Origin of the sequence: Alkalilimnicola ehrlichii MLHE-1, assembly GCF_000014785.1 — a bacterium.
GTDB lineage: Bacteria > Pseudomonadota > Gammaproteobacteria > Nitrococcales > Halorhodospiraceae > Alkalilimnicola > Alkalilimnicola ehrlichii.
The window spans coordinates 2,626,419-2,644,393 of the sequence record NC_008340.1 but is presented as its reverse complement, the minus strand read 5'-3'; the positions used below and the strand labels follow the sequence as shown (position 1 = coordinate 2,644,393).

The following is a 17,975-nucleotide window of genomic DNA, read 5'->3' as shown; positions in this document are numbered from 1 at the left end:
TGGGGTCACTTTATCTGGCCATTGACACCTTGTTCGCAGGCCAGCCGCCAACGCCGAACCTGTTCCGGGTACAGGCCTCGTCTGCGGCAGTATTCGGCGAGCTCCGCCTCCGACAAAGACGCGGTTTCCAGCACCGCATTGAACTTGTCCCGGGAACTCCAGCCCTCCGGGTCACAACCCCCTTCAGGCAGCAACTGGCCGCTCTGGCGGGCCTGCTTGCGCCAAAGGTATATCGTTGCCGCCGAGATACCTTCCTCGGCAGCGACCTCCGAGACCGACCGGTTATGTGGCGCCCGGAGCTTGTTCAACACCGCTTCCTTGCGCTCGGTGGAATACTTCATCGGAACCTCTCTGCGCCCCCCTGTTCAGGTTCAAACTCTAACACCAGGTGAAGTTCAACCTAGCTTGACAGTGGGGGCAATCGCCTACCTGATGAATTATCCGGGTTCACAGAGGCATTTCTCGTATTCCCGAGCAATTTTCGAAATATCGAATCTAGATCTTATCTTTTCGCTTGACGCTGGGGCTGCAGCGCGACCACCCCCGTTATCGATTATCTCTTTTAATGCCCTGCACAGATCGGCCGGGTTTTCATTTTCAAAAAGTCTAATTCTTGCAAGTTCTTTGATTTCTCGATTTGCGCCAGGACAGTCACTTGCCACTATTTTGACCCCTAGGGCTGCGGCTTCGAGTATCGCATTCGCGAACCCCTCGTACCTCGACGCAGAAACGAACACATCCGCTCTTTTCATGCAAGCGTATGGATTAGGGAAAAACCCCGGAAACGACACAAAATTCTCCAAACCATGCCTCCTACTACGCTCTTCCAGTGAGGGCAGGGCTTCCCCTTCCCCAAAGATATGGCATGTGAATCTGTACTGGTCGGCCCGAAGCACAGATAATGCATCAAGAAGGATATCATGCCCTTTTTGGTAACTCATTCTACCGGTCGACACAATGTATAAACCAGTGCCCTTGAGTTCACAATCTTCCGAGGCAAGCCGATCCAATTCCCTACAATTAACCGGATTGTAAATGACCCGGCATTTTTCCATAACACTTGGGAACGCATGAACAAAATCGTCCATCATAAACTGGCTTTGACAGATAATGGCATCACTGATCTTCGCAACCATATAAGACTTCAAATATTCAAAGGCCTTAGGCAGCACTCCTTTTCTCCCCGCATCCCGGAGGTATGCGCTCACCGTATTCCCTAATCGTGACACCACCCGAAACTTCCCTCCAGAAAACATTGAGACTGCGCATACGGCCACATTCATTCCTAGAGTCGACAATACGACGTCGGGCTTTTCCTTCTTTATAACCTGGTGCAATCGCCACAAAACCGTCCTAGCCCTTTCGGAGCCAAGCTCGACTACCTTCAAATTTTCAGGCAGCCGATTCACGAACACGCCTCTTTTCACGCCCACGACCAGAATCGGCGTTAGACACCGAGCGGTCGTCATAGCATTCAACAGGTGAACCATCACCCTTTCGGCTCCGCCCCCGCTTAAGGTGGGAAGCACAAACAATACCTTTCTCTGCATATCAGTAATTCTCAAAATTCGAATTTTCAGCCATTCTGCCGCAGATTCATATCACTCACTGTTTCTCATTCGGACAAGACTGCTTATGCACTGAATTACTGCCTTTTTCCTCGGAGGACCACTCGCCAGTACGCAGCATTCATCGCGGATGAGCGCGAACTCTTACTAAAGAGCTGCATAGAAAAAAGGACGAACGCAGGACAAAATCAATCACGATCCGCCTCAATTATGAAAACATCTCCATACATTTTTCTGCATGCACATTTTTTGAATTCTGGCTTAATAGAAACTAGCTTATTATGCAGGTCTGTAACTTCGCCACTTGTCAAAAACGGAAACTTTCTTTTGCTTTGAATGGCCACACCCTTTCTTGCCAGTGAAAACCCATTCGCCATAAAAATCCGGAGTGAAACTAGATGCAACCTCCACGACGAGGGGGAGGCAGCAGCTGGAACATGGAACGTTTTCAACGTTTCTACAATCTTTTCGCTTGCCGGCATGCTAACGGAATTCGCTAGCCTCTTAGCCACCAGATCTCCTTTTGGTCCCTGATCATCTCCAGAGAGGCCTTTTTTCTGCAAAATAACTTCTTCGATCGCCCACCGAACATCTTCCTTCGTTTCTACTCTATAGGAGACATAATTTGGAATCTCACGGTTCGCCGCGCTATTGAATGGTTCGAAGGCAAGGACCGGCTTCTTTGAAACGTAGGCCTCTAATCCTGTCGTACACCCGTTATGAATAATTAACGAGCTTGCTCTCACCCACTGACTAATGCCACCTGAAGGCACGACGTAAATATTCTTTCTATGAGAAAGGCGCCTCCCCCAAGCGCCTTTATCTTCGGAAGGATGCGGACGGACAACGAAGTTGACTTCAGGAAATATGTCTGCAAGATAATTTATTAACGAAACATATTCGTCAAATATCTTTCCGATATCCTCAATAAGCTTTAAAAACTCTCGTTCTTCACGAGCAGATTGAACCCTCCCACTCTGTTTCGCCTGCTCAAGAAGATCCGTTTCTATAGCGAGAGGGTTCGCGAGAGAAAAATTCGAGGGAATAAGAACGAAACTACCATATTCTTCTTGAATCCTGTCGATATCATTTGAGAAAAAACTTTCAAAATCTTTCCTCCAGAAGTCCACCCGCGGGGAACCGGTGATGAAAATTTTATCGCGCGCCTGGGGATAACAATATTTCCAGCCATCAGCGTCCAATTCACCCCATGCGAAAATTGCGCTGGCGGCACTTACTGTTTCCCCTGAGCTTCGAAACTTGACGAACTTGACTGAATCTCGATCCAAAAACCCCCCTTCTTCATCCTGAGATACGATTACACACCCTTCCTTCGATCTTTTATTTAGCTCCCGTGCCTTTGCCTTTGCCAAGGACTTATCCATGTAAATCCCTGGCGGGAAAAATCCATATTCAAACGCACGCTTAATATAATCCTGCGACCCTAATATTACCCGAAAACCTTGAGCGGCCGCTTCATGCGCCAAGAGCATCTTGCCTTCGAGCTCGCGACGTTTTAGCTCCATCAAAATGTATAAAGTTTTTTTCTTAGAATGCATAAAATGTCAGGTCCCTGATGATTGCATCGACGCCTCTAGGCATCCCCCACTGTCAAGCTAGTTGGAACTTCACCTGGTGTTAGAGTTTGAACCTGAACAGGGGGGCGCAGAGAGGTTCCGATGAAGTATTCCACCGAGCGCAAGGAAGCGGTGTTGAACAAGCTCCGGGCGCCACATAACCGGTCGGTCCCGGAGGTCGCTGCCGAGGAAGGTATCTCGGCGGCAACGATATACCTTTGGCGCAAGCAGGCCCGCCAGAGCGGCCAGTTGCTGCCTGAAGGGGGTTGTGACCCGGAGGGCTGGAGTTCCCGGGACAAGTTCAATGCGGTGCTGGAAACCGCGTCTTTGTCGGAGGCGGAGCTCGCCGAATACTGCCGCAGACGAGGCCTGTACCCGGAACAGGTTCGGCGTTGGCGGCTGGCCTGCGAACAAGGCAACGACCTGAGCCAGGCCGCCTCCCAGCGCGAGGGCGATGCCCTCAAGCAGGAGCGCAAGCGTAGCCGGAAACTACAGCGCGAGCTCAAACGCAAGGAGGCCGCGCTGGCCGAGACAGCGGCCTTGCTGACGTTGCGAAAAAAAGCCCATGCGATCTGGGGGGACGAGGACGAATGACCAGCACCGCAGATCGCAATCGAGCCATCAGGCTGGTCGATGAAGCCCGGCGCGACGGTGCTCGGCTGAAGTCCGCGTGTGCCGTGTTGGGGATCGGCCCCAACACGTACCGGCGTTGGTCGCGTGGCGGTGAGGACCGTCGGCCCACGGCGCACCGGCCTTGTCCGCAGTACGCACTGAGTGATGCCGAGCGCCAGGCGGTGCTGGCCACATGCCATCTGCCCGAGTATGCCAGCCTGCCGCCAGCGCAGATCGTGCCGCGGTTGTTGGACGAGCACGACTGCTACCTGGCCTCGGAGTCGACGTTCTACCGCATCCTGCGCGATGCCGGCGAGCAGAACCGGCGTGGCCGGGCAAGGACGCCGCGCCAGATGGGCGCACCGGCGTCTCACCGGGCGGACCAACCGAACGCCGTTTGGACGTGGGATGTCACCTACCTCCCCTCGGCCGTTCGCGGCGTGTACTTCTATCTGTACCTGATCATCGACATCTACAGCCGCAAGATCGTGGGCGCGGAGGTCTTCGAGAACGAGACCGCGCTCAACAGTGCCCGGCTGATCGAACGAACGGTGCTGCGGGAAGGCTGTCATGGCACTCCACTCGTCCTGCACGCCGACAATGGCAGCGCGATGAAGGGCTCGACCGTGCGCGTGACCCTGGAACGACTCGGGATCATCCGCTCCCACAGCCGGCCGCAGGTATCTGACGACAATCCCTTCTCCGAGGCGCTGTTCCGCCATTGCAAGTACCGCCCCGATTACCCGGTGGACGGCTTCCGGGACCTGGCCCAGGCCCGCGAGTGGGTGCTGAGCTTCGAGCGCTGGTATAACCACGAACACCGACACAGCGCCATTCGCTATGTCACCCCCGCGCAGCGGCATAGCGGCGACGACCGCGCCATTCTCGCCCGGCGGGCCCGCCAGTACGAGCGGGCACGTGTCCAAAACCCCGGGCGCTGGCCGGGTCGGACCCGAAACTGGCAGCCAGTGGGTGCTGTCTGGCTCAACCCCGAGCGTGAGTGCCATGGTCACAATGCTCAATTAGAAACGGCATGATTCAGGTGCCAACTACCTTGACAGCCACCGCACGGGACCCGACACTGGTTGAGTCCCGCCACAAGATATAGGGGGTGCCCACCTCGCCGCTACCCCCACCGTAAGGCCCCGTTACCCACACGATTCGCGAAAGGACCTCAAACTAAGGCTTGATTGAACCAGAATACGAGCAACTAGGTGAAAAAAGAAATATCAGTCGTCAGGACTGGAATTTTTTCCTTGCCCCCCGCTGATATAACTTAGTCGCCACCTTACCTTCCGCTGCCTTTATAAGAAAAAGGATCCATTCGGGGTATGTAACCCTCCTAGGTCGGGAAAACACTTTTTCATAGCCCAAAGAGGACAACATATCTCCGGTCAGGTATTCAAAAACCTCGACCTCTCTTGCCGATAAAGCGGACCTCCACGCGGATATTCTGTCAGGGTCTTGTTTTTTACCGACCAGTTTGTGCTGGCTTTGAGTGTATTCCGGGACCTCGAACGAGTTAGATCTAAAGATCCTTTCTTCAAAGTCGACTCCTAAAAAACTGCATAGATTTTTCATTTCATGGACGGGATCAAGAACCAAATCCTCATATCGAACGGTGTAGACATAGCTTGGATTGAGGTGACTTGCAGCCAATCCTCGGGCGACTTTCTTTTGCCAAATATCCGCCCCGTCAAATGCCGTGCGCGCTCCCCACCGTAGTGATTTCATGGACGCTGTAACCGCTCGGCCGTCCCGTATGACATGAACAAACATACTATTTGGGAATTCTGTGTATAATCTTTGAATGTGATCAATATTGCCTGGAGTATGATCGACCCATGTGTGCAGCCGGTCCAAATTCTTTCCTTTCTGCTTGGCATACTCCTTTACGAACAAGAAAAGCAGGCCTTTGAGTGAGTTTACTCCTTCTATATCTTTAATCGACGGGGGTGCGACCTGCCACAACTTAAATCTATAACTGGACACAAATAGGTCATAAATGGTTTTAGTGTCAAGCTCATCGCTTATTGCATTGATCCCATCAAACTTAAACTGTGATTCTGGCGTGGCTACACAGCCGGAAGCCGCTCCCAAAAGGGCACCTAGCATGGTAGTGCCACTGCGCTCACAACCACACACGAAAATCGATCTATCGATCATTTTATTTTCTCATTACACTAGGCCGAGTTAAAAAGATCGTTCCATTGTCGCTGGATTGCATAGAGAAGTGTTTAAAGAGATTTCGTTTAAAACTTCCGCTTTAAACTTAGGCTTGGAATATGGTGTCTTGAAATGCACCTTGGCTAACGTTGTAAATGGTTTGCGGTCATAAGAGTGGCTCAAATCACGAAATATCAACTTTTCGGACTGCGGTTCGTCGCCTAATATCACGGACCACCTTCCTTCCCAATATGTCGTTAATATGCTTAGGCTCAACCCCGAACCCCGGCCTCACACTCCTTACCGCATCCTCGGTAATGACATCCCCCGCCTTGAGATCCTTGACAAAGTAGAGCGACCGCCGAAACTTGACGTTACCCTGCTCACTGGACTTGCGGCCGTAATCGACCTTGCCCAGCGCCTGCCAAGCGGTCTTGCTGTCGCGGCACAGGGCGGCGAGTTCCGGGGGTTCAAGGGAGAAGCTGTCGTCGGGGCCGCCGCCGTTGCGGTCGAGGGTGAAGTGTTTCTCGATCACGCTGGCACCCAGAGCGACGCTGGTGATGGCGGTGGTGTTGTCGAGCGTGTGGTCGGACAGGCCGGTGACCAGGCCGAAGCGGTCGATCATGTCCGGGATGGTGCGCAGGTTGTAGTCCTCGGCCGGGGCCGGGTAGCCGCTGACGCAGTGGAGGATGGCCAACTGCTCGCAGCCGGCGCCGCGGGCGGCGTCGATGGCTTCCTGGATCTCCTCGGCGTCCGCCATGCCGGTGGAGATGATCATGGGCTTGCCGGTGCTGGCGACGTACTCGATCAGCGGCAGGTCGACGGCCTCGAAGGAGGCGATCTTGTAGGCCGGTGCGCCAAGGTCTTCGAGCAGGTCGACCGCCGTGGTGTCGAAGGGCGAACTGAAGATGGTGACGCCCAGCTTGCGGGCATGATCGAAGAGCGGCTTGTGCCATTCCCAGGGCATGTGGGCTTCTTCGTACAGCTCGTAGAGGGTACGACCGTCCCACGGACCACCATGGATCTGGAAGTCCTCGCTGTCGCAATCCAGCGTGATGGTATCCGGGCGATAGGTCTGCAGCTTGACGGCATCCGCTCCAGCCTGCTTCGCTTCATCGATTATCTTCAACGCGGTTTCGAGCTTGCCATTGTGGTTGGCGGAAAGTTCAGCAATCACGTAGGGCAGCTCGTCGGCCCCAATGCGGCGCTCGTCAATGACAATGTGCGGATCACTCATGGACACTTGGCTTCTTTCCTCTCATTCCATTCGGCGGACAACAAACCGAATCCGACGACATCATGGTACGTCTCACCGTCAAAGTGGTGATCTCGCAGCGAGGCTTCTTTCGTGAAACCGAGACGCTCATGAAAACGAATGGAGCGCTCGTTGAATGCCAGGGCCTCCCCGCAGACCTTGTGCAGCAAAAGCTGGCCGAAAGCGTGCGTCAACGCGCTTTCCCCTAGCTGGTAACCGCTGCCTCGCGGGGCATCCGGAGCCAGGTAGAAGCCCCAGTCGGCTCGCCCGGCTTTCACGTCGACAACGGAGAACTGTACAAACCCAATGGGCTGGTGATCGATCTCGAAAATCATTGCATGGCGGGATTCGTCATGACGCACCCGTTCGAACCAGGCCAGGTGCTCTTCGGCCCCTATCTCGTGCCTGGTATACATGTACGCCCTGACCTTCGGGTGATTGCGCCAGCCGCGCACCACTTCCAGATCATTCGCCTCGATCGGTCTGAGACCAGCCTGCTGCTCAACCATCGTTCGCCTCGTTCGCCATCTCAACGCCCATCAGCCCATTCCGCACACGGACGGCACCACGGCCATCCACCAGGCTTGCGGCCTTCCGGCTCAGGCCTTTCAAGTACTCTGGCTGGGTGATCATTGGCCATTGGCCAACCAGATCGAACAATGCATCAGGGGCACCAAGTGAATGAGCCACACCCGCACGATGCAGGCTTCGCGCGATCTCCCGCTGATTCTCCGCCAGCACCAGCACGATGGTCGGCAAGCCAAGACAGCAGCGCTCCCACGCCGTGCTGCCCGCCGCGCCGATGGCAAGATTGGCCTCGGCCATGCGCCGGGCCATGTCATCGACGTTAACCACGACTTCCGTCGAACACGGCATCTGCCGGGCGCGGCCCCGAACCGCTTCAAGCCAAGGGGCGGATGCGCCCATGACCACGGTGATTTCCATTTCTTTCGACAACTCGACTTCGGACAAGGCATCGAGGACCTGCCCGGTGACGTTGTCCCTGTCCACGCCGCCGAGGCTGACCAGCAGCCGCCTGACCGGCCCGTTCTCCTGTCGGCGTTCCAGGCTCCATTCCCGCCATTCGGCGAATTCCGGGCGCAACAGGGCGTACTTCGGCCCGACGAGAAGGCGGCAGTGGGCCGGGACGAGGTCACGGTAGTCCTCGGCCTTGCGGCCCAGGTTCTGGTCCAGCAGCAGGTCGGCCTGGTGCAGGCGGTCGGCCAGATCGTCGATGACCATGACGCGCATCCCCGGAATGGCCTCTCGAACCCGCGCCTCCCACTGGGCATCCAGTGCGTAGTGGTCGACGATCAGCCAGTCCGGTGCCAGCTCTCGCAGCGTTTCGAGACTCTGGCGGGCATCGGTCGCCTGGGTGGTTTGCAGCCACTCGGCGTGTTTCGGTTGCGGTGGTTCGTCATCCACGCTCGCTGAACGGCCCGAACCGGCGGGCGACGTTATCGAGCCATCCTCTACCGCGGGCAGACGATGAACCGCAAATCCCCGCTCGGCTATCTGACTGTTGAGATGACCTTGCGGCTCGCGGCAGAGGAAATGGCAGTCCGCGCCCTGCTCGCACAGTGCCCCGGCGAGGGTGAGGCAGCGCATGACGTGACCCGATCCGATCGCCAGGGAGGCGTCCACGCGGAAGGCGACGCGCATCCCGCCAGTCGTTGTCCTGTGTTGCGCTGCCACGGCCATCGTCATCGACCCTCGCTCTCGCCTTCCTGGGCCTGCCAGGCTCGGAAGAGCCATTCGGCACGTTTCCAGTCCTCGGGGGTGTCGATATCCTGGACGCGGTGACGTGGCAGGATGACCGGCACGGCGCGTTCGGAAAAGATCGGGGTGCCGGTACGCCAGGCCTCGGCGCGCCCCCAGTAGAACTGGCCGGCATCGTGCCAGGCCTCTTCGAGGTCCTGGGAGCGGGTGGCGAAGTGTTCGGGCTGGAACATCGCCACGTGCCCGTCGTCGGTGATGCGCAGTGCCCGCTGGATGGGGAAGGCATAGCTGGTGGCCGAGAAGGCATAGTCGGCTTGCCGCTCCTCCAGCGCTTCCAGGCCCCGACGCAGATCCCCGGCCTGGACGAACGGGGCGGTGGCGTACACGCAGCACACCCTGTCCGGCGTCTCCCCGTGCTCGTTCAACCAGTCGATGGCGTGGGCGATCACGGGGATGGTGCCCGTGTGGTCGTCCGCCAGTTCCGCAGGGCGCATGAACGGTACCTCGGCACCCCACTGTCTCGCCACCCCGGCGATCTCGTCGTCGTCCGTGGAGACGATGACACGGTCGAAGCAGCCGCTCGCCCTGGCCGCCTCGATCGACCAGGCGATCATCGGCTTGCCGGCGAATCCGCGGATGTTCTTGCGCGGGATGCGCTTGCTGCCGCCGCGTGCGGGGATGATGGCGACTTTCATCCGCGAATCGCTCCCCGGATCGCCGCGATCACCTGATCCTGCTGCGCCTCGGTCATCGTCGGGAACATCGGCAGGCTGATCGCCTCGGCATAGTAGCGCTCGGCTTCCCGGTAATCACCCGGCTCGAACCCCATCGCCCGATACCAGGGCTGGGTGTGGACCGGGATGTAGTGGATATTTACACCGATGCCCTGCTCCCGCAGGGACTCGAAGACCGCGCGGTGGCTGGTGCGGATCTCGTCGAGCCTCAAGCGAATCACGTAGAGGTGCCGGGCCGAGTAAGCGTCCGGGTGCTGCCAGGGCGTGGTCACGGGCAGGTCGGACAGTTCCCGGTCGTAGCGTTCGGCCAGCTCGTTGCGGCGGGCCACGTAGTCATCCAGCCGCTGCAACTGCGACAAACCGAGGGCGGCCTGCATCTCGGTCATGCGGTAGTTGTAGCCAAGCTCGATCTGCTGGTAGTACCAAGGGCCGTCCGGCTCGTGGGTCATCAGCGCCGGATCGCGGGTGATGCCGTGGCTACGGAGCAGGGACATTCTCTCCGCGAGTCCGGCATCGTTGGTGACGGCCATGCCGCCCTCGCCGGTGGTGACGATCTTTACCGGATGGAAGCTGAAGACCGTGATGTCGCTATAGCGGCCGTTGCCGATGGGCTCGCCCTGGTACTTCCCACCGATGGCATGGGAGGCATCCTCGATGACATGGAAACCGCATCTTCGGGAGAGCTCGTGGATGGCCTGCATGTCGCAGGACTGGCCGCAGAGATGCACGGGCACCACGACCTTGGGCAGACGATTCTCCGTTTCGGCCCGTTCGAGCTTGGCCTCCAGCGCCCTAGGGCAGAGATTGTAGTTACGCGGGTCGATGTCGACGAAGTCCACCCGCGCACCGCAGTAGAGCCCGCAGTTGGCGGAGGCGACAAAGGTGATCGGAGAGGTCCAGAGCCAGTCGCCCTGCCCCAGGCCCAGCGCCCGGCAGGCAAGGTGCAGTGCGGAGGTGGCGCTGTTGACCGCCACGCCGTGGTCCGCGCCGCAGTAGTCGGCCACGGCCTGTTCGAATCGCGGCACGACCGGGCCCTGGGTGAGGAAGTCGGATTCCAGCACCTCGACGACGGTGTCGATGTCGGCCCGGGTGATGTCCTGGCGTCCGTAGGGAATCATCAGATGGCCCCGATCTTACCTTCGTTGGCGTCGATCCACGCCCGCAACTCGTCCTCGCTCATCCATTCGGCGTTGTTGTCGCTGGCATAGACGAAGCCTTCCGGCACGCGCTTGCCGTCCTTAATGCGATTGGCGTCACGGTCCCAGCCGTTGATGGCCGGCAGAATCTTGAAGTGTTCGGGGTATTCGTAGGTGTAGTAGGCATCCTCCCCGCCGATCATCTGCTCGTGGAGCTTCTCGCCCGGCCGGATGCCGACGATTTCCTGCCTGGCCGCGGGGGCGATCACGCGGGCGAGGTCGGTGACCTTCATGGAGGGGATCTTCTTGACGTAGATCTCGCCGCCTTCCATGTCATCGAAGGCATGCCAGACCAATTCCGCGCCCTGCTCTAGCGAGATCATGAAGCGGGTCATGCGATCGTCGGTGATCGGTAGCACGCCCCGGTCGCGGATGGACATGAAGAACGGGATCACCGAACCGCGGGACCCCATGACATTGCCGTAACGGACCACGGAGAAGCGCGTCTCCGAGTGACCGGCGTAGTGGTTGCCCGCGACGAAGAGCTTGTCGGAGGTGAGCTTGGTGGCGCCGTAGAGGTTGATCGGGCTGCTGGCCTTATCGGTGGAGAGCGCGACGACCTTCTTGACGCCCTTGTCGATGGCGGCGTCGATGACGTTCATCGCACCCGTGACGTTCGTCTTGATGCATTCGAACGGGTTGTACTCGGCCGTGGGCACGATCTTCGAGGCGGCGGCATGCACGACGTAATCCACGCCGTCAAAGGCGCGGTAGACACGTTCGCGGTCGCGCACGTCGCCGATGAAGAACCGCACGCGCGGATCGCCCTCGAACTTCTTGGCCATCTCCCACTGCTTCATCTCGTCCCGAGAGAAAATGATCACGCGCCTGGGGTTGTAACGCTCCAGGAGCATGGGGATGAAGGTGTGGCCGAAGGAGCCTGTCCCGCCGGTGACGAGAACGGATGAGTCGTTGAACATCGGGCTTTCCCTGTTTGTGTCAGTCAGGCATGTTCTGCCATGCGCTTGAAGGTGATATTTCTTTCCGCCAGTTCATCGAACGAGCCGCGGTCGGTCACCCGGCCGTCGGCCATCAGGTAGATGGTGTCGCACTGCTTCACGGTCGCCAGGCGGTGGGCGATCATGATGATGGTCTTCCTGCCGGCGAAGTCGTGGATGGCGTCCATCACCAGTTTCTCGGTGATACCGTCGAGGGCGCTGGTGGCCTCGTCGAGAACCAGCACGTCGGCGTCGTGGTACAGCGCGCGGGCGATGCCGATGCGCTGGCGCTGGCCGCCGGAGAGCTGCACGCCGCGCTCGCCCACACGGGTGTCCAGCCCGTCGGGCAGTTCGGCCAGCAGTTCGTCCAGGTGGGCCATGGTCGCGGCGCGGCGGACCTTGTCGTTGTCGATGGCTTCCGGCGGCAGGCCGAAGGCGATGTTCTCGCGGATGGAGCTGTCGGCCAGGAAAATGCTCTGCGGCACGAAGCCGACGCTGTTCTGCCAGGCGCGGCGGTTCTCCGCGGTAAGCGGTTCGCCGTCGATGCGCACCTCGCCGGTCTCCGGCAGGATCAGGCCCAGCAGCAGGTCGATGGCGGTGGACTTGCCGGAGCCGGAGGCGCCCACTAGGCCGACCACGCCGTTGGCGGGAATCTCCATGCTCAGGCCATTCAGGGCCGGTTCCTGCTTGCCGGGGTAGCGGAAGGTGATGTCGCGCAGTTCGATGGATTGTTTCGGGGACCAGTGCGCGTCCGGGTCTTCCTCCCCGTTCCGGCTGGCGCGTGCGCCTTCCATGGTACTGGCGCGCAGGTCGTCGCGCACCGCCTCGAAGGCGGCGAGGTTGCCGCGGATCTGGGAGACGCCCTGGTAGACCTGCTGGAAGGCGGGCAGCATCTTGAAGCCGGCCAGGGCGTAGACGGAAAGCACCGGCAGGATGGTACCGAGGTTGCCCTCGTGGCTGGCGAGCAGGTAGAGGACGAGAAAGATCACGGCGCCGAAGGCGATCAGTTCCATGGCGTAGCGCGGCACCTGGGAGAGCGCCATGGTGGTGCCCTGGGCGCGGGCGAAGCGGTTGGCCGCGTTCTCGAAGCGCCGGGTGATGGTGTCCTGCCGGCCGAGCAGCAGCACGTCCTTGATGCCGCCGAAGCCTTCGCCCATCAGCTTGAAGCGCTGGCGCTGGGCCTGGGTGATCGCCGCGCCGTTGGCGGTCAACCGCCGGCGCACGGTGCGGTAGAGCAGCAGGTAGCCCAGCCCGAAGACGGCAAGCCCCACCAGGGCGACGCCCGGGTTGTAGAGGAAGATCGCCAGGGCCATGAGCGAGGCCATCACCAGCTTGGCGTTGATCTGCATCAGGGGGTTGATGATGGCGGCGGTGATGCGCTGGGCTTCCTGGGCGATCTGGTTGGTCAGTTGACTGCTGCTGCCGCTGGAATGGAAGAGCCAGTCCTGGTGCATGTAGTGGCGAAACAGGCGGCTGCCCAGTTCGGCGCCGACCTGGGCGCCGTAGAGGGACAGGCGCCAGACGGTGATCATGGAGATCACGGCCGCCACGGTGAGCATGAACAGCACGCCCACGCCCAGCCAGAAGAGGAAGTCGCGCGGGTCGTCCAGGCCGCTGGCGCGGTACAAATCGGCGAGCAGGCCGTCGCCCTGGAGCTGCTGCATGTCGCCGACCAGCGCCATGAACGGGCCGATGGAGATCACCCCGGCGATCTCGGCGATGGACATGAGCACCACCAGGATCTGCAGGCGCAGGAGCTTGCCGCGCTGCTCGGGCGTGAGCAGCCGATAGAGTTCCTTGAGTTGTCGCAGCATGGGGGTGGCGGCCTCTTCTACCGTCATGACAGCGCGCGTCGTCGACCCGACAATGTCGAGCGGTGCCACGAGGGCGTCAGCCCTTGGGGAAAGCGCAAGGGTACCAGAGCGATGTCATCGGGATAAGGATCCAATGATATAGGTCATTGGTGTGTTTCCAGGCGTGGTCGGGGGCATCTTCGCACGCGAACAGATCAGCCACACCGCGGCATCACATCCGTTTCGCGGCTGAAGTCGCTCCTACGGCGCCTGTTCCTGTCTTGTAGTCGCGCCTTTAGGCCGTCGCCGCCGGCGGACGACAGCAGCCGGTGCGGGGGAGCTGATCAATCGAAGTACTCCGCCTGCGCGAAGGCCAGGCCCTGGCGGTCCTTTTCGGAGACCAGCGGCGCGCCGTTATCCGAAAGCGGCCAGTCTATCCCGAGCTCCGGGTCGTCCCAGCGGATGCAGTGCTCGTGCTCGGGCGCATAGTAGTCGCTGCACTTGTACTGAAAATCCGCCGTCTCGGAGGTGACGTAGAAGCCGTGGGCGAAACCCGGCGGCACCCAGAGCATGTGGTGGTTGTCTGCCGAGAGGTGTTCACCCGCCCACTGACCGAAGGTGGGGGAGCCCCGGCGCAGGTCCACTGCCACGTCGAAGACCGAGCCGGCGGTCACGCGCACGAGCTTCCCCTGCGGCTGGCGGATCTGGTAGTGCAGGCCGCGCAGGGTGCCCTTTACGGAGCGGCTGTGGTTGTCCTGCACGAAGTCGTGGTCGATGCCACCCTCGGCGAACTTGCGCCGCTGCCAGGTTTCCATGAAGAAGCCGCGCTCGTCGCCGAACACGTCGGGTTTGACGAGGATAACGTCGGGGATGGCGGTGGGAATGAATTGCATGATGTCCTTGCCGTGGTCGGATCAGAATACGGTGTCTTGCAGCACGCGCCGGAGGTATTGGCCGTAGCCGTTTTTGAGCAGCGGTTGGGCCAGGCCCTCAAGGGTCTCGGCGGTGATCCAGCCGCGGCGGTAGGCAATCTCTTCCGGGCAGGCGACCTTAAGGCCCTGGCGGTGTTCGAGGGTGGCGATAAACTGGCTGGCGTCCAGCAGGGAGTCGTGCGTGCCAGTGTCCAGCCAGGCGTAGCCGCGGCCCATGATCGCCACGTCGAGCTTGCCGGCGTTCATGTAGGCGATGTTGAGGTCGGTGATCTCCAGCTCGCCGCGGGCGGAGGGCTTTAGATCCTTCGCCATGTCGACCACGTCGTTGTCGTAGAAGTACAGGCCGGTGACGGCGTAGCTGGATTTCGGTCGCTCGGGCTTTTCCTCCAGGGAGAGCACCTTGCCGTCGCGGTCGAACTCGGCCACGCCGTAGCGTTCCGGGTCGTGGACGTGGTAGGCGAAGACCGTTGCGCCGTCCTCGCGTTCCATGGCGTTGCCGAGCAGCTCGTCGAAATGGTGGCCGTAGAAGATGTTGTCGCCCAGGACCAGGGCGCAGGGGTCGTCGCCGATGAACGCCTCGCCGATGATGAACGCCTGGGCCAGACCGTCCGGCGAGGGTTGCACGGCGTAGTTCAGGTTAAGCCCCCACTGCTCGCCATCGCCCAGCAGTTGCTCGAAGCGCGGGGTGTCCTGCGGGGTGGAGATGATGAGGATATCGCGAATACCCGCCAGCATCAGGGTGCTGAGCGGGTAGTAGATCATCGGCTTGTCGTAGACTGGCAGTAGTTGCTTGCTGATGGCAAGCGTGGCCGGATGCAGTCGCGTGCCGCTGCCCCCGGCCAGGATGATGCCCTTGCGGTTCATCAGTCGGGCCTCCCCTGGGTGTGCGAGATGTCCATTTCCTGTAGCGCCCGGGCGACGCCGCTGCGCCAGTCGGGGCGCTTTAGGCCGAAGGTGGTTTCCAGCTTGTGACCGTCCAGCCGTGAGTTGTGCGGGCGGCGGGCGACCGTGGGGAAGGCGTCGGTAGCGACGGCTTCGATGGCCTCCGGGGCGACGCGTACGGGTGCGCCGCCCGCGCGGGCCTGTTCGATGACGAAGCGGGCGTACCCGTGCCAGGTGGTCTCGCCGGCGGCGGTCAGGTGGTAGGTGCCGCGCAGGTCGGGGCGGGTTGATGCGGTGCGTGCGGCGTGCGCCGTGACGTCGGCGATGAGTTCCGCCCCGGTGGGTGCGCCGTGCTGGTCGTTGATGACTTGCAGGGTGTCGCGTTGGCAAGCCAGGCGGATCATGGTGCGGATGAAGTTGTGGCCCCGGGCGGCATAGACCCAGGCGGTGCGGAAGATGAGGTGGTGGCCGTCCGCGGCGCGAACGGCCTCCTCGCCTTCCCGCTTGGTCTGGCCATAGACATTTAAGGGGGCCGTTGGGTCGTCCTCGTGCCACGGGCGGTCGCCGCTGCCGTCGAAGACGTAGTCCGTGGAGTAGTGGATGAACAGGGCTTGCTGCTCGCGGGCGAGCTCGGCCATGACGCCGGGTGCGGTGGCGTTGATCAGCCGCGCTTGTTCGGGTTCGGACTCGGCCTGGTCCACGGCGGTGTAGGCCGCCGCGTTCACGATGAGATCCGGGCGCAGTGAGCGGATGGCGTGGGCGATGGCATCCTTGTCGGTGAGATCGCCCCGCAGGCCCTGCCATTCGTGACGGCCGAGGGGGATCAGCTCCCCCAGGGGCGCCAGCGAACGGCGCAGTTCCCAGCCCACCTGTCCATTGGGGCCGAAGAGCAGTGTCCTCATTCGGCCACCCCGCGATGGCCGTAGTTGGTCTCCAGCCATTCCCGGTAGGCGCCGCTTTGCACCCGCTGCACCCACTCGGTGTTCTCCAGGTACCACTCGACGGTTCGGCGCAGGCCCGATTCGAAGCTCTCCTGCGGCTGCCAGTCGAGTTCCTGGCTGATCCGGCTGTCGTCGATGGCGTAGCGCCGATCATGGCCGGGGCGGTCTGTTACGAATTGGATTAACGCCTCGTGCCGGCCGGATGGACGGGGGCGCAGTTCGTCCAGATGCGCGCAGATGGCGTGGACGACTTCCAGGTTGGTGCGCTCCGCCCGGCCCCCGATGTTGTAGGTGCGCCCGGGCCGGCCGGCTTCGAGCACCCGGCGCAGTGCCTGGGCGTGATCCTCCACGTGCAGCCAGTCGCGGACGTTGTCGCCCTGGCCGTACACCGGCAGGGGCTTGCCTTCGAGGGCATTGAGGATCATCAGGGGGATGAGCTTTTCCGGGAACTGGTAGGGGCCGTAGTTGTTGGAGCAGTTGGTGAGCAGTACGGGCAGGCCGTAGGTGTGGTGCCAGGCGCGGACCAAGTGGTCACTGCCGGCCTTGCTGGCCGAGTAGGGCGAGCTGGGGGCGTAGGGGGTCTCTTCGGTGAAGGCCGGGTCGTTGGGGCCCAGGTCGCCGTAGACCTCGTCCGTGGAGATGTGGTGGAAGCGGAAGCGCTCCCGGGCCGCCGGCTCCAGTGCCTGCCAGTATTCCCGGGCCGCTTCCAGCAGGTTCTGGGTGCCGGTGACGTTGGTCTCGATGAAGGCGGCGGGGCCCTCGATGGAGCGGTCCACGTGGGATTCCGCGGCCAGGTGCATGACGGCGTCGGGGCGGTGTTCGCGGAAGAGGCGGTCCAACGCGGGGCGGTTGCGAATGTCCTCCTGCTCGAAGACATGGCGCGGATGGTGGCGGGCCTCTGCCAGGGATTCGGGGTTGCCGGCGTAGGTGAGGGCATCGACGTTGATGACGGTGCTGTCGGTCTCGGCAATGAGCTGGCGGACCAGCGCCGAGCCGATGAAGCCGGCCCCGCCGGTGACCAGGATGCGGTTGGGCCAATTAATGGACGTGAAGGACACCATTTCTCCTCTTTGCACTGTGTGCCGCGCGGTTGGACGGTGGCGGCTCTTGCTGCGTCGGCGGCGTTACTGGTCTTTCAGGTCCTTTTCCAGCTCAGCGATCTCGGCCCGGATGGCCTGGTATTCCTCGCGCTTTCGCTTTAGGAAGCGGCGTGTCAGCGCTGCCTTCTCGGCGATGCCGCTGGGGGTGAGCTGGTACAGGTAGCGTGTCTTGCGGGTGCTCTTGGCGAAGTTGTTGGCCTTGACCCAGCCTTTGTCCACCAGCGCGCGCAGGCAGTAGTGGGTGCTGCCCACCGAGACGCCCAGCTCGGCGGCCAGGTCGCGCTGGCTGAGCTGGGGGTTGTCCTGGAGTAGGCGCAGGATGCGGAATTGGATTTCTTCGCGGGTCATGGTTGTGGACTGCCGCGCCCCTTTTGGCGGTTCGCAGGGCCGGTGGGGAGGCATCACCCCGTCATCGTGAGGGCCGAAGGCTTTCCCCCGTCATCGCGAGGGCCGAAGGCCCGTGGCGATCCAGGGCGGTGGACTGCCGCGCCCCCTTCGGGGGCTCGCAGTGACGAGGGTGAAGGGTTCGGGGCTCGCATTGACGGGGTGAGGGTGTGGGGCC

17 protein-coding genes are annotated in these 17,975 nt (G+C 60.9%); 1 reads left to right on the top strand and 16 read right to left on the bottom strand.

Translation table 11 applies throughout. The features are described 5' to 3' along the window. Positions 1-5: 5 nt before the first annotated feature. The 3 genes from MLG_RS11795 to MLG_RS15260 all read right to left on the bottom strand — a co-directional run bounded on the left by MLG_RS11795 (position 6) and on the right by MLG_RS15260 (position 3,127). Positions 6-341, bottom strand: coding sequence for a transposase (locus MLG_RS11795; protein ID WP_011630067.1), 336 nt, complete (start codon positions 339-341; stop codon positions 6-8). Positions 342-437: 96 nt separating this feature from the next. Beyond that, positions 438-1,550, bottom strand: coding sequence for a glycosyltransferase (locus tag MLG_RS15265; protein ID WP_083761874.1), 1,113 nt, complete (start codon positions 1,548-1,550; stop codon positions 438-440). A gap of 206 nt (positions 1,551-1,756) precedes the next feature. Next, positions 1,757-3,127, bottom strand: a complete 1,371-nt coding sequence (locus MLG_RS15260) for a surface carbohydrate biosynthesis protein (RefSeq protein WP_011630065.1) — start codon at positions 3,125-3,127, stop codon at positions 1,757-1,759. Between the two features lie 120 nt (positions 3,128-3,247). Here MLG_RS15260 and MLG_RS11785 point away from each other — a divergent pair. Further along, positions 3,248-4,794, top strand: a protein-coding gene (locus MLG_RS11785; protein ID WP_232209254.1) for an IS3 family transposase whose coding sequence is annotated in 2 segments (ribosomal slippage) — positions 3,248-3,710 and positions 3,710-4,794 — 1,548 coding nt in all. Because the reading frame shifts where the segments join, the coding sequence is not laid out codon by codon here. 199 nt (positions 4,795-4,993) lie between these two features. Here the strand turns inward: MLG_RS11785 and MLG_RS15255 are convergent. The 13 genes from MLG_RS15255 to MLG_RS11725 form a co-directional block, all read right to left on the bottom strand. Next, complete coding sequence (locus MLG_RS15255; RefSeq protein ID WP_011630062.1) at positions 4,994-5,923, bottom strand: sulfotransferase family protein; 930 nt, start codon at positions 5,921-5,923, stop codon at positions 4,994-4,996. A 184-nt stretch (positions 5,924-6,107) separates the two neighbouring features. Next, on the bottom strand, positions 6,108-7,160 hold the full coding sequence (gene pseI, locus MLG_RS11780) for a pseudaminic acid synthase (RefSeq protein ID WP_011630061.1): 1,053 nt from the start codon (positions 7,158-7,160) through the stop codon (positions 6,108-6,110). Beyond that, the gene (gene pseH, locus MLG_RS11775; RefSeq protein WP_049753583.1) at positions 7,157-7,687 is read right to left on the bottom strand and encodes a UDP-4-amino-4,6-dideoxy-N-acetyl-beta-L-altrosamine N-acetyltransferase; all 531 of its coding nucleotides are present in this window, start codon (positions 7,685-7,687) and stop codon (positions 7,157-7,159) included. Before pseH ends, pseI begins: the two co-directional genes overlap by 4 nt. Further along, positions 7,680-8,885, bottom strand: a complete 1,206-nt coding sequence (gene pseG, locus MLG_RS11770) for a UDP-2,4-diacetamido-2,4,6-trideoxy-beta-L-altropyranose hydrolase (protein WP_232209253.1) — start codon at positions 8,883-8,885, stop codon at positions 7,680-7,682. The genes pseH and pseG overlap by 8 nt, the downstream gene beginning before the upstream one ends. Further along, entirely contained in the window at positions 8,882-9,592 is a 711-nt protein-coding gene (gene pseF, locus MLG_RS11765) for a pseudaminic acid cytidylyltransferase (RefSeq protein WP_011630058.1), read from the bottom strand. Before pseF ends, pseG begins: the two co-directional genes overlap by 4 nt. Next, the gene (pseC, locus tag MLG_RS11760; protein WP_011630057.1) at positions 9,589-10,749 is read right to left on the bottom strand and encodes a UDP-4-amino-4,6-dideoxy-N-acetyl-beta-L-altrosamine transaminase; all 1,161 of its coding nucleotides are present in this window, start codon (positions 10,747-10,749) and stop codon (positions 9,589-9,591) included. Before pseC ends, pseF begins: the two co-directional genes overlap by 4 nt. Beyond that, positions 10,749-11,747, bottom strand: a complete 999-nt coding sequence (pseB, locus tag MLG_RS11755; protein ID WP_011630056.1) for a UDP-N-acetylglucosamine 4,6-dehydratase (inverting) — start codon at positions 11,745-11,747, stop codon at positions 10,749-10,751. The genes pseC and pseB overlap by 1 nt, the downstream gene beginning before the upstream one ends. 23 nt (positions 11,748-11,770) lie before the next feature. Continuing rightward, the gene (locus tag MLG_RS11750; RefSeq protein ID WP_232209252.1) at positions 11,771-13,606 is read right to left on the bottom strand and encodes an ABC transporter ATP-binding protein; all 1,836 of its coding nucleotides are present in this window, start codon (positions 13,604-13,606) and stop codon (positions 11,771-11,773) included. A 296-nt stretch (positions 13,607-13,902) separates the two neighbouring features. Beyond that, positions 13,903-14,451, bottom strand: coding sequence for a dTDP-4-dehydrorhamnose 3,5-epimerase (gene rfbC, locus MLG_RS11745; protein ID WP_011630054.1), 549 nt, complete (start codon positions 14,449-14,451; stop codon positions 13,903-13,905). A gap of 21 nt (positions 14,452-14,472) precedes the next feature. Beyond that, positions 14,473-15,354, bottom strand: coding sequence for a glucose-1-phosphate thymidylyltransferase RfbA (gene rfbA, locus MLG_RS11740; RefSeq protein WP_011630053.1), 882 nt, complete (start codon positions 15,352-15,354; stop codon positions 14,473-14,475). Continuing rightward, entirely contained in the window at positions 15,354-16,274 is a 921-nt protein-coding gene (gene rfbD, locus MLG_RS11735; protein WP_011630052.1) for a dTDP-4-dehydrorhamnose reductase, read from the bottom strand. The genes rfbA and rfbD overlap by 1 nt, the downstream gene beginning before the upstream one ends. Then, on the bottom strand, positions 16,271-17,374 hold the full coding sequence (rfbB, locus tag MLG_RS11730; RefSeq protein WP_011630051.1) for a dTDP-glucose 4,6-dehydratase: 1,104 nt from the start codon (positions 17,372-17,374) through the stop codon (positions 16,271-16,273). The genes rfbD and rfbB overlap by 4 nt, the downstream gene beginning before the upstream one ends. 63 nt (positions 17,375-17,437) lie before the next feature. Further along, a complete protein-coding gene (locus tag MLG_RS11725) occupies positions 17,438-17,761 on the bottom strand; it encodes a MarR family EPS-associated transcriptional regulator (protein ID WP_049753581.1) in 324 nt (107 codons plus the stop codon). Positions 17,762-17,975 lie beyond the last annotated feature (214 nt).